Origin of the sequence: Alkalibacillus almallahensis, assembly GCF_011761495.1 — a bacterium.
GTDB classification, from domain to species: domain Bacteria; phylum Bacillota; class Bacilli; order Bacillales; family Alkalibacillaceae; genus Alkalibacillus; species Alkalibacillus almallahensis.
Genome location: NZ_JAASRU010000001.1, coordinates 44,197 through 57,026, shown reverse-complemented (window position 1 = coordinate 57,026; position 12,830 = coordinate 44,197). Strand labels below are relative to the sequence as shown.

Below are 12,830 nucleotides of genomic sequence, written 5' to 3'. Positions count from 1 at the left end.
TGCTCCTTTATGACTTTTGCCGCGCTAAAATTAATTCACGTGCTACCTCTCGATCATCGAAATGATGACGTTCACCAGCAACATCTTGATAAGTTTCATGACCCTTACCAGCAATTAAAATCATATCACGCTCACCCGCGTTGTCAATGGCTGCTTTAATCGCGTCTCGCCTGCTTTCAATCACCTTAAAATAGTTACTTTCATCTAAGTGATTAGTCATGTCTTTCAAAATGGCATGCGGATCTTCTGTTCGAGGATTATCGGAAGTGAATATAACTTCATCACTATAGGCTATAGCGGCATCAGCCATTTTCGGTCGTTTTGAACGATCACGGTCTCCTCCACAACCAACAATCGTAATAACTCGCCCTTGTTTTAATTCTTCAATTGTTTGCAACACATTTAAAAGAGAATCAGGAGTATGCGCGTAATCAACAACAACCGTGTAATCTTGGTTGGCATCTACCAATTCAAATCGACCAGGAACACCTTGTAGTTGTTCGATGGCACTTTTAATCATCTCTAATGATAATTCATGTCGATAAGCTACGCCAATTGCAGCCAATATATTATATATATTAAACTTACCTGACATTTTCGTGGTAATTGGAATATCACCAAGCGGCGTCTTCACCACGAATGATAATCCATGCGGGGACAACTCATAGTCTTCAACTTGAATAACCGCTGATTGTTCTAAACTATATGAAATAATTGATTGAGCGGTTGACCTCATCATGACACCACTGTATGAGTCATCTATATTAATGACGGCTGATTTAGTTTTACCTTGTAACGACTGTCCTAATTGCGCAAATAATAACGACTTCGCATAAGCATAATCATCCATGTGCGGATGATAGTCAAGGTGGTCTTGTGATAGGTTCGTAAAAACAGCGTCATCGAAATCAATACCTAGCACTCTTCCTTGTTTTAAAGCATGTGAGGATACTTCCATGATCACGGTATCAACATTTTCTTCACGCATTAAATGTAAGTGTCTATGTAAAAATAGGGCATCAGGCGTTGTGTTTTCAACAGGGATTCGTTTATCACCTATTTTCATATCTATTGTGCCTATCACAGCAGTCTTTTGTCCTACTTCTGAGAAGATTGCATCAAGTAAATACGTTAAGGTTGTTTTTCCATTAGTCCCAGTAATTCCAATTACGTTCATGCTTTCACTTGGATAGCCATAAAACGTATTAGCTAAATCCGCTAAAACATGGACAGCACTTGGTACTAATATAACTGGCACATCGACATCCACCTGTTTTTCAGCAACGATCGCTTTAGCACCTTGTTCAACAGCTAACCCAGCATAATCGTGACCATCTACTGTCAAACCTTCCATACAAATGAATAGTGCCCCATTGCTTACTTGTCTAGAATCCATTTCAATAGCTGCAATTTCTATTTCCTGAATAGTTTCTCGATCTATAGCATTTATCGTTTGTGTTGATTGAATTAATTCGTATAAGTTCATATAATCACTACCTTTAATACAGTTTACCTATACTATTATAACAAATTCTGTCTAAGTCGAGGAACTCAATTTTCGTCTTTTTCTGTATCACCCAAAAATACACGTATGGTTGAACCTGATTCAACCACTTCACCTGCAGCTGGTGATTGCGAAATGACCGTGTCCCCTTCACCTTGCGCATCAATTGTCACATTTGTTAAATAACGCGAGAGATCATCAACCGACTCCCCAATAAGCTCTGGTACTTCTACTGTAGGTTGCTCTGGCCATTGGAAATCTTTCGCTAAACCGTCATCTCTTTTTGGAACGTCTAACTCTCGTAAAGAATCTTCAATGATTCGACCTGCAATTGGACTGGCCACAACCCCACCAAACTGAATAACGTCTTTAGGATTATCAACGGCAATATAAACAAGTAATTCAGGATCATCTGCTGGTGCAAAACCCATAAAAGATACAATATGATTATTATCTAAGTAATTGCCATCTGGCCCAACTTTTTGAGCTGTTCCTGTTTTACCTCCTACACGGTAACCATTAACATAAGCACCTCTACCTGTTCCTTTTGCCACCACATGTTCTAAAGCATTTCGCACTTCTTCAGACGTTGATTCTGAAATGACTTTATCTCTCAAAGTGGGTTCTTTACTTTCTTTCATATCTCCAGTTTGACCATCAACAATGCCTTTTACAACATGGGGTTCATACAGATATCCGCCATTAATTGCAGCAGAAACCGCAGTTAATTGTTGTATAGGTGTAACAGAAACCCCTTGCCCAAAAGCTGTGGTCGCTAATTCTACAGGCCCAACTTGACTTTCATCGAATATAATTCCTTTACTCTCACCTTCCAAGTCAATACCTGTTTTTTGACCAAATCCGAATGTATCAATATATGAAAATAGTCGTTCTTCCCCTAACTTTTGACCTAAATTAACAAAACCAGGGTTACATGAGTTCTGAACAACTTCTAAATAAGATTGATCGCCATGGCCTCCACTTTTCCAACAACGAAGACGTGCCCCGCCTACTTTCGTATGACCATGATCATGATAACTATCATCTTCCAAGTCAACTACACCTTCTTCTAAGGCAGCAGCAAGGGTCACAATTTTAAAAGTTGAACCTGGTTCATATGTACTGAAAACTGGAAGGTTACGATTATAAACACTAGGTTCTACAGATTGATAGTTATTCGGGTGGAATGTTGGACGACTTGACATAGCTAGAACTTCCCCGTTAGATGGGTCCATAACGACAGCCATCGCTCCATCTGGATTATATTCTGCAACGACTTGATCTAACTCTCGTTCAATGATTGATTGAACATCTTTATCAATTGTTAAAGCTAGATGATCACCATCACGCGGTGGCGAGTAACGATTGGATCGATTTTCCAACCTACGACCTTTATTATCAGAGAAAAATGATAAAGCACCTGACTCACCACTTAAAACATCATCATAACTTGCTTCAAGTCCCATTAACCCTTGGTTATCGATCCCTGTAAAACCTAAAACATGCGCCAAGTCATCATCATTTGGATAATGGCGAATTGAATCCTCTGCCAAATATAAACCTGGTAAATTTAAAGAACGTATTTTATCGGCTTGTTCATCAGACAATTGACGGCCTTCAGGGTGAATCGCTTCAACTGAGACTTCTTTCGTCACATGGTCTCGTAATTTATCTTGTTCAATATCAATAATCTGAGATATTTCATCTACCACTTCATCCACATTTTCCACTTGTCGGGGTACAATAACTAGACTGGGCGCTACTTCATTTTCGACCAGAACATCACCTTCACGGTCAATAATCTGCCCCCGTTCTGCTTGAAAAGGTATATCTCGACTCCACAAATCTTCTGCCTTTGCTAGTATTTCTGGACTGGAAACCAATTGAACATAAGCTAATTTAACAATCATAATCAAAAAATAGACAGCTAACAAACACAGCAATATGACGAGTCGTTTTCGAACAGTCACAAAAGAAATTCGTTTCATCTTCATACCCCTTTTATTCACAATAATGAGCTTGTACTCATAATATGTATGAAACGATCAATATATCACCTGTTGCTTTCATCATCTTGATTCTGTTGTGATTCATAATTTAATAATTGTCATGAAAAAACCCAGATGATTTCAAATATAGAAATCATCTGGGTTCTAGAATAAAAATTTCAAAAAGTATAGATCTAGTATGACGATCTATTCTTCTTCATCGTTATCTTGATTTTCTTGATCAGCTTCTCCGCTAGTATCAGATAGTTCTAATACTAACTTTTGATTAGATTCAAAGGTTGCACCTGGTTTTATATTTTGTTTCTGTACAAATCCTGTTCCTATATAATCTAACTCTAAATCATTCAATCTACCGAAAGCTAAAGCATCACGTAATGTCCAACCAGTCATATCAGGCATTGTTAATTCTCCATTAGTTTGAAGTAACACTCTTTGACTAGCTACAACTTCTGTATTCTCCGCAGGCCACATAGATTTGATTTGCTCACCTGAACCTATAACCTCTACATTCAAGCCCTTCTCTTCTAATGTCGCGACAGCTTCATCCGTTGATTGGCCTGTTACATCGTTAAGGCTTTGCTTCTTAGTTTGATCAACATTCTCTTGATCAGGGGTTACATCAAGGTAATTTAAACTGTTTTCCATAACAGTGTTATAGATAAAAGACGTTGTTTCACTACCTTGGTAACGATATTCAACATCTGGTTGTTTAACCGCTACATACATCATCAATTCAGGGTCATCTTTAGGTGCCATACCTATATAAGAAAAGACATAGTTGCCTCCACCCTTCATATATAGACCTGTTTCTGGATCAGGTATTGATGCAGTACCAGTCTTACCGAATGATGAATACTGATTAAGTTCAAATGCACCAGCCGTACCTTCTTCTGCTGTCACAACCCGACCTAATAAGTCTTTCATTTGTTCCGTTGTGTCTTCACTAATCGGTTGACCTACAACTTCACGTTCAGTTTCCTTAACCTTATCTCCAGTTTCCGAATCTGTGATATGAGAAACAACATAAGGTTTCACCATTTTTCCACCATTAGCAAATGAAGTGGCAGCCTTCATAATTTGCATTGGCGTGAAAGTTGAACCTTGACCATATGCGGTTGTGATTTGTTCCCAAGGACCACCATATGATATGCGACCTATACGTTCACCATTAATATCAATTCCTGTTTTACGATCGAAGTGAAACGCTTCTAGATAATCCATATAAGTGTCTGGTCCCATATAATTCCATAATAGTTCAGCCATAGCGACGTTAGAGGATCTTAGAACTCCTTCGTCAAAAGTAATCGTCCCCCAACCATCTACGTCATGGTCATGTATAGATCGACCTTGTTCATTAATTTTAAATTCACCTGATTCATATGTTGCTTGTCCATTATAAACACCTGCTTCCATTGCAGATGCAACGGTGAAAATCTTCATTGTTGAACCTGGTTCAAATGGTGACGAAATCATATCATTATACCAATTTTCGATATTTTCTCGTTTATTCGGGTTAAATGTTGGTCGATTTGACATGGCTAAAACTTCGCCAGTATCAGGGTCCATAACTCCTGCCATAATTCTTTCTGGATCATATTCATTTTCAACGGTAGTCAATGCATCCTCTAAAAAGGACTGGATTTTCTGATCAATTGTTAAATGCAAATTATTACCGTCTTCTGGTGCCTGAACATTTTTATCAGCATTTCGAATAGGGTCACCATAACTATCTTGTTGATAATTGACATAACCGTTTTGACCTGTCAATTCTTCATTATATCGTCGTTCAATACCATACACACCAGTGATTTGGTTATTATTTTCACCGCCATAACCTGTATAGCCAATCACCTGCGATGCATATAACCCATTAGGATAGTAACGATCGAGTGATTCATTGAAATATATTCCTGGTAAATCAAGTGATTTTATTTCTTCATAAGTTTTTTCAGATAATCCTTTTCCTATTTGGCCAAATTCTGTTTGATACCGATTTTCCTCTACACCATTGGAAAGGATCTCCTTAATTTCGGCTTGTTTAGCATCTAAAACAGATGCTAGTTCAGAAGCCGTACGATCAACATCTTTAACATGGAGAGGCGATGAAGAATCTCCGGTATAGGATTCATCTAAGATCGCATACATATTATAAACTGGCTGATTGTCGGCCAAAACCATGCCCGAACGATCATAAATCAAACCACGTTCTGCTGGCACAACTTCTTCCGTTTCACGCATGTTCTCTCCGTATTTAACCAAATCAACATTATGAACTTCTCCTGTCGCTTGTATGTATAGAAAGCGACCTAAAATTACGAGAAATAAAAATGAAAAAATAACGACAACACCGAGTAACATGAAATTCATTTGGTTCTTCTTCAAGATGATCACACCTTATGGCATACTCGACGCTTGTTTCACTTCTGCATGGCGAATGTTCAATCCATTCTCTTCAGCAATTGTTAAGATACGATTAGGGTTACTAAGCTCTTGAACATTAGCATGTAATGAATCGTTTTGTGTTCTTACCTCAGTTAATTGAGAATCTAATTGTTCGACATCACGATTTAATGAATCAACTGAAGAAGAAAAATTCACAACAAATGTTGCCATAACTGCAATTATTAATATCCCACAAATATAAATAACTTTCTCACCTTTTGTAAACCAAGGTTTTTGAACAGGTGGTTGTTGTGGGCTGTGTTGATCATCTTGTCTTCTCGTGGGTTGAACAGGTTCTTGAACGTGATACGACCTAACTTCCTCAAGCGCCATGTTTAACTTCTCCTTTCTTCTAGTGCATATTTTTCGTCCCATTCAGTCACTTTTTCAACGATACGTAATTTAGCCGATCGAGATCGTCTGTTCTCATCCAATTCACTTTCAGAAGGAACGATTGGTTTACGTGTTATCATCTCAAACGGTGGTTGTACTTCTTCGGGTAACAACGGAATATCTTTAGGAATAGGTGGTTCTGAACTCCATTTCTTCATCGCTTGTTTGCAAATCCGATCTTCTAATGAATGAAATGTAATAACAGCTAAACGTCCACCAACAGCTAATTTTCTTGCTGCTTGATGCAATGCATCTTGAAAAACGTTTAGTTCGTCATTCACAGCAATTCGAATAGCTTGGAATATCCGTTTGCCAGGATGACCACCCTTACGTCTAGCAAAGGCTGGTATTGCTTCTTTGATGACATCAACCAATTCTAATGTTGTTTCGATTGGCTTTTCTTCTCTTTTTCGCTCAATCTGCCTAGCAATTTGTTTAGAAAATTTCTCTTCCCCATATCTAAAAAAGATGCTAACCAAACTTTCATAAGACCACTCATTAACAACTTGATAAGCTGTTAAATCTTCTGACTGGTCCATTCGCATATCTAATGGTGCATCTTTATGAAAACTAAATCCACGTTCACCTTCATCCAATTGGGGTGAAGATACGCCTAAATCGAATAAAATACCATCAACTTCAGAAATTCCTAATTCATCTAAAGTTTCTGTCAATGTAACAAAATTTCGATTCATAAAGTTTGTTTGAGCTTCATAACCTTGTAGTAATGATTGGGCATATTCTAGAGCTGTTTGATCTTGATCAAAAGCTATAAAGCGTCCATCACTATTCAAGAGTTCACAAATACGTTGGGCATGACCAGCACCACCTAGCGTACAATCAACATAAATTCCATCAGGACGAACATTAAGCCCTTTAATTGTCTCTTCATTTAGTACACTATAATGATCAAACATGGGGTTTGCCTCTTTTCGTCACATTAAATATCAAAATCAAGTAGATTCTCTGCAATTTCGCTAAAGGAATCCTCAGAGCCTTCTACGTATTCATCCCAAAATTCTTTCGCCCATAATTCAACTCGGTTTGAAACACCAATAACAGTACATTCCTTGTCCAAATTGGCATACGACCGAAGTGATGAAGGGATGTTAATTCTTCCTTGCTTATCAATTTCACATTCCACTGCGCCTGAAAAGAAGAAACGCGTGAATGCTCGGGCATCTTTCTTCGTCAATGGAAGCTGCTTCAATTTCTCTTCTAATTGCTTCCACTCGTCCATAGGGTATGCAAATAAACACTTGTCTAATCCGCGCGTGACGACGAAAGTTTGACCAAGTCCTTCACGAAACTTGGACGGCACAATCATACGTCCTTTTGCGTCTATATTGTGTTGATATTCTCCCATGAACATAGACTTTGCCCACCTTTTCAACAAGTTTACCACATCGCTCCACTTTTCACCACCATGTATTTAAAATTTATCAAAAAAATACACGTATAGTTTAAACTATACGTGTTCAATCCTTGCTATATAGAGGTTTTTTTAGTGTGGTAGAAAAGTGGTAGCGGGTGGTGACTCAGTGGTTACAGATAAACAAGTTGGTGATCTTGTTCCCAACGAGCTGGCAACTTGGTTAATTCTTGGGGTAATGATAACCCAATTTCATTCAACCAATAAGTGATATTCCAAATCCGCTCTTGTAAACCACCCTCCGGTCTATAGAACAAGTCTAGTGTATCAAAATGATTAACAGTTACTTGGTTTTTTTCCTTTACTGCCTGCATTAATCGGTTTTCTATATAATTGATTTGTTCTTGAATTTGATCCAGATTCGTTTGAGTTAGATCGTGTAAATCAGAGCTAATCGATGCCGCTAAATCTTGTAGTGGCTTATGATCCTGGGTGAATTGTTTCTTCACTTCATTCACTGTTTCGTCAATAGGCGACTGAGTTTGACGTTTTAACCAATTCATCTTGTCTTGGTAAGTTCCATAATTAATCAAATCCGTCGCGTTTATTTGATAGTCATTTAACAATGTTTGGTGATTCCGTTTCATTAAAGTTAAAGATAAACGTGGCGTTACAATTGGCAACTGCAAGTCTAGAGCTACAAAAGCATCTTTCAAAGCTGCCCAATAAGCAATTTCACCCGGACCACCGACAAAGGATAACACAGGAAATACACATTCTTGCATTAGAGGTCGGGTGACCACATTATTGCTGAATTTCTCAGGTGACGCTTCAATCGTTTCTTTTAGAGATTCTTTGGTGAAACGAGCTCCTCCACCTTTCGTCACGAAATCCCCTGAATCATCAACTTCTAACAATAAACGTTCACCTTCATGATGATAGAATAAATGTGCATCAGTTGCCGTTACATCTAAAGAAACGTGATAATCATCTTTTGACAATTCTTGCAATCGATTAACAACAGAAGTTGCGATTTCTTGTTGATGATCGACAATTTTAATGAAATAATCTTTTTCCATTCGGCGCAAATCGTCATCTGCTGCATCAACCAAGACTAGCCCTTCTTCTTGGAATAACTGTTGAATAAAACAGGCAAAAAAGTCTACATAGGTATCACTTGCTAATAAAGCTTGCGTCACTAAATCATAAACTGCTTTCGTATGCTCAGTTTCTTGGAATGATGCAAAGACACGATCTACAAACGCTTGCGTATCTTTTGGTAATTCGCGTTTTGAAAGTGGTAATTTCACATCAAACGGAGTCTGGTCATTAATTCTTGTTTTATGTAACTCATTCTCATCAAGCGTATAGACATGATCGACTTCTAAAAAATCATGGTCTTCTCCAGCCATCCAAAAAACAGGAATAACAGGCTGTTTTAAATAATCTTGTTGTTCTTTAGCTTGAATGATTATTGATACAATCTTGTGAATGGTATATAAAGGACCTGTTAACAACCCTGTTTGTTGACCACCAATCACAACAGAAGCATTAGGATCTAATAAGGTATCAATTTGTTTTTCTACTTGATCCGACATCCCCCATTTTCGATTCTGCGTCTTTAATATTTCGACTAAATTCTCACGTTGATACTTTTGTTTTGTTATATAGTCTTGACGACGTTTGAAGTTATTAATTTGAAACGGATCATAGTAAAAATGCTGATAAATTGATTCTTTTCTATCTCGATAATCTTGCATTAATTTGGATTGATCTAATTTTATTGATTGTACGTCCATCATGATACCTTCCTTTAATTACACATCTATATTTTCGATTCAATTACAAATTCATTAAGATAGCTACAGGCACTAACAAAAGATAAGCTACTGATAACATAACAAAACTTAAGCGCCAAACAAAACGAACCGCTCGAATAATTATTATTTCTTCTTCTCGCCGCCATTGAATGGTTAAGACAATAGCAAAAATAATGATATAAGCTAATAGCGTTTCCCAGAAAGGAACGATATTAAATATGTAATCTAATAAAGCAATATCAGCAAAAAGAAATAACACAGTAGAATAATCGGCAGCTCGTTTTGTCGACCGCGACGCTTGTCCAGTCCATTTCCTAAACACCCAAAATAGAATAAAAAAGGTTAAAAATGGAACAGTGGACAACACTGCAATAATCGTTCCAAAATACGCCACCACTTACACCTCACTTAAACATTCTTTCACCTTTATCATTTGATATATTAATTCATGAGTCGGGCATTGTTCAGAAGCTAACTGAACAAGGTAACCATTCATATAATCTATTTCTGTTTGTCTTCCACGTTTAATATCCGCTAACATCGAAGACGTATTTTCACTTGTGTTACGGCATACTGACTCAACCCGACCCCAAATAACCTCATCGTCTAAATCTAATACCTCCGTTGCTTCTAATACCAATCGATGTGCTAATCGTCGTAAACGATTTACTTTTAATATTGTTCCATTTTTAACACCGTAAATAGCAGTTAATGGGTTTATAACGCTATTGATAACAAGTTTTTCTTCTATTGTTTTTTGTAATGAATCCTCTATAATAATAGGGAAATGATCATGTTGAAGGTGATTTAAACTAAACGTTTCTGTATGATTAAGAGGAGCCAGTCGTATAAGCCCTTTCCCTGTATGTAAAACATGGTGATCATTTTCACGCTTAACACCATGCTCGCAGACACCGATAAACTTTTGCAAGCCCGTTAAAGCGTTAATCTTTTCAACATGTCCGAGACCATTCTGTAAAAACACAACATGGTTAATTTTATCGTTCGCTTGATCAATCCGTTCTAGAACATTATCTAAATCTGTTTGTTTCGTACATACAAACAACCAATCATGTGCTTGTAGTGCTTGCGTCATTTGAACATTCGGATAAACTGGTGTTTGATCATCTTTCTGTATGCCTTCACGATCCAGCGTAATCTTCTGGTCCTCTCGCTTCACATAACAAGTGACCGAATAACCCATTTGACTTAATTCATGTGCGACAAATAAACCCAATGCACCAATACCAATTACACCAACTGACATCACCATTCACCTACCCACTATCGTACCTTCACTTCTTATTTTAGCAAAAAATATCACGATTAGGGATGGAATTTCTGAGGACAATCGTTTTCATTAACGTGCGATTGTACTATAATAAGTATCAGAAAACGTAAGGAGGTCCGAACCATGCCAACGAAAGTAGAACCCTTATTAATAAATTTTAGAACGCTAGAAGAATTTAAAAAATTCAAAGCATACGGTATTCAAGAATTATCAATGTTAGAAGACTTAGAAAACAATATGATCGAAAACAACAGCGAATCACCATTTTACGGTATATATTATGGTGATGAACTCGTTGCTCGTATGAGCTTGTATCGTGTTGATGCCAAGTATGACTATTACTTCGAACCACAGCAAGACTTCTTACAACTATGGAAATTGGAAGTCTTAAACAGCTTCAGAAATCGTGGATTTGGTAAACAGTTAGTAGACTTTGCCAAAAGTTTTAATTTACCTATTAAAACTAACGCACGTATTAATTCTCATGGTTTCTGGGAAAAACAAGGTTTTCAACCCGCTACTTATGAATTACAACGTGATTTCGGCGAAAATCCTTTCATTTGGTTACCTGAAGGTGTCAGCGAAAAAGGTAGTGAATAATACAAAAAGCACCTCATCCCTTGTTCATATTGGGATGAGGTGCTTTTACTTTAATCAATCTGTTTTATAACCATTTACAAATGGCCGTGTTAAATGATGAATTTGTGACAAACATGTTTGGTAAGCTTCCAATTGCTCTTGTAATTTTTCAACTTTATCTGGTTGTTCAAACTCACCATACTCTTGTTTTAAGCGTTTGAGTTGAGCAATCAAATCATCAAATCGTTCGCTTTCTTGTTTGGGCATCTCTTCTTCAAAAGTTTGTAATCGTTGTCTTCCCAATTGTTTTCGATCTTTTTTAGCCAGTTCAATCGCCTGATCATAATGCTTTCTTAAATTAGCATTCCAACGAAAGCCACAAGCTTGAGCAGTTCGATTGAGCTTTTCCCCTACTGACTGAAATGCTTTCATTTGGGTTTTTCCTTCTCTTATGTAGCGAATAACCGTTTCAGCCAATAATAGATCTTCATCTTTAGTCCATGCATCTTGTCTTGTCGTCATGTCTATCCCTCCTTTACTAGCAATCATTACTAGTAAGGTATGCATCTAGAAGATTAGATAGACTAGTGAATTTATTTTCGATTAAAAAATTGAGCAACGGCTTGATGATGTGCTTCACTAACCCACAAATAACTACAAGATTTTACTTCATCATCCATACGAGTTTTTAACATTTGTAAATCAAATTGTTGCAACCATTGTTGCTTCCAATGTTTTAATTGTTCGATGTCACGATTAAGAAACGGCTTCATAAGCTCACTTTCCCAAATATCATCATGATTTGAAAATACCCCTTGAGCAAAGCGATTGGCAATTAACTGATCAGCCTCACGAACATCGGCCGTCACTAACCAATAATAAGCATCTTGTTTATGGATTCGCTCATATAGTAAAGTGCCACCACCCCAACCAGTTGAAATACCAAGTTGACCTTGTGTGAATCCATAATTGCTTCCCGATTGAACAAAGCGAAAATCACAAGCACTCGCAAGTTCCATGCCGCCACCTCGTGCTAGTCCATTCATCCAAGCAACTGTTGGGACAGATAGTGTTGTTAACTTCCATAGAACGGATTTCATCGGCTCTAACATGGTAAGCGCTTCTGGTTGCGTTAGATCACCATGAAATTCAGATAAATCACCACCCGCACAAAAAACTTCTCCTGCACCTTTAATAATCACAAGTTTTGTATGTGGATCATTATGTAATTGATCAATAGCTTGTTGTAATTGTTGGATCATTTGTGCTGATAAAGCATTGCGCTTTTCCGGTCGATTTAAAGTGATTGTTGTCACATTAAAGGATTCATTGTAATCCACATTGATTAAATTTTCCATTATATTCACCTACATGATGAGATTAGTTAATAAAAAAGATGCCTCTTGTTGAGACATCTTGA

The 12,830-nt window shown here is 37.4% G+C and carries 12 protein-coding genes; 1 reads left to right on the top strand and 11 read right to left on the bottom strand.

Annotation, left to right across the window (positions count from 1 at the left end; genetic code table 11):
* Positions 1–7 precede the first annotated feature (7 nt).
* The 9 genes from FHR85_RS00305 to FHR85_RS00265 form a co-directional block, all read right to left on the bottom strand.
* On the bottom strand, positions 8–1,486 hold the full coding sequence (locus FHR85_RS00305) for a UDP-N-acetylmuramoyl-L-alanyl-D-glutamate--2,6-diaminopimelate ligase (RefSeq protein ID WP_167259877.1): 1,479 nt from the start codon (positions 1,484–1,486) through the stop codon (positions 8–10).
* 65 nt (positions 1,487–1,551) lie between these two features.
* A complete protein-coding gene (locus tag FHR85_RS00300; protein WP_167259875.1) occupies positions 1,552–3,492 on the bottom strand; it encodes a stage V sporulation protein D in 1,941 nt (646 codons plus the stop codon).
* Positions 3,493–3,699: 207 nt separating this feature from the next.
* Positions 3,700–5,904 carry a penicillin-binding protein gene (locus FHR85_RS00295; protein WP_424923971.1) on the bottom strand — a complete coding sequence of 735 codons (2,205 nt, stop codon included), beginning with the start codon at positions 5,902–5,904 and terminating at the stop codon, positions 3,700–3,702.
* 3 nt (positions 5,905–5,907) lie between these two features.
* Entirely contained in the window at positions 5,908–6,288 is a 381-nt protein-coding gene (gene ftsL, locus FHR85_RS00290) for a cell division protein FtsL (RefSeq protein ID WP_167259873.1), read from the bottom strand.
* Between the two features lie 2 nt (positions 6,289–6,290).
* Positions 6,291–7,265 (bottom strand): 16S rRNA (cytosine(1402)-N(4))-methyltransferase RsmH, encoded by a 975-nt coding sequence (gene rsmH, locus FHR85_RS00285; protein ID WP_167259871.1) that lies wholly within the window; start codon positions 7,263–7,265, stop codon positions 6,291–6,293.
* A 23-nt stretch (positions 7,266–7,288) separates the two neighbouring features.
* On the bottom strand, positions 7,289–7,720 hold the full coding sequence (gene mraZ / locus FHR85_RS00280) for a division/cell wall cluster transcriptional repressor MraZ (protein ID WP_167259869.1): 432 nt from the start codon (positions 7,718–7,720) through the stop codon (positions 7,289–7,291).
* A 173-nt stretch (positions 7,721–7,893) separates the two neighbouring features.
* Positions 7,894–9,519 carry a bacillithiol biosynthesis cysteine-adding enzyme BshC gene (gene bshC, locus FHR85_RS00275; RefSeq protein WP_167259867.1) on the bottom strand — a complete coding sequence of 542 codons (1,626 nt, stop codon included), beginning with the start codon at positions 9,517–9,519 and terminating at the stop codon, positions 7,894–7,896.
* Positions 9,520–9,562: 43 nt separating this feature from the next.
* Entirely contained in the window at positions 9,563–9,934 is a 372-nt protein-coding gene (locus FHR85_RS00270; protein ID WP_167259865.1) for a DUF3397 family protein, read from the bottom strand.
* 3 nt (positions 9,935–9,937) lie between these two features.
* Complete coding sequence (locus FHR85_RS00265; protein WP_167259863.1) at positions 9,938–10,807, bottom strand: ketopantoate reductase family protein; 870 nt, start codon at positions 10,805–10,807, stop codon at positions 9,938–9,940.
* A 147-nt stretch (positions 10,808–10,954) separates the two neighbouring features.
* Between FHR85_RS00265 and FHR85_RS00260 the strand changes: the two genes are divergently transcribed.
* Positions 10,955–11,431, top strand: coding sequence for an N-acetyltransferase (locus FHR85_RS00260; RefSeq protein WP_167259861.1), 477 nt, complete (start codon positions 10,955–10,957; stop codon positions 11,429–11,431).
* A gap of 54 nt (positions 11,432–11,485) precedes the next feature.
* On the opposite strand, the gene FHR85_RS00255 is transcribed toward FHR85_RS00260, so the two are convergent.
* Both FHR85_RS00255 and FHR85_RS00250 read right to left on the bottom strand, forming a co-directional pair.
* Entirely contained in the window at positions 11,486–11,932 is a 447-nt protein-coding gene (locus FHR85_RS00255; protein WP_167259859.1) for an RsfA family transcriptional regulator, read from the bottom strand.
* Between the two features lie 71 nt (positions 11,933–12,003).
* The gene (locus FHR85_RS00250) at positions 12,004–12,768 is read right to left on the bottom strand and encodes an enoyl-CoA hydratase/isomerase family protein (protein ID WP_167259857.1); all 765 of its coding nucleotides are present in this window, start codon (positions 12,766–12,768) and stop codon (positions 12,004–12,006) included.
* Positions 12,769–12,830: the final 62 nt, after the last annotated feature.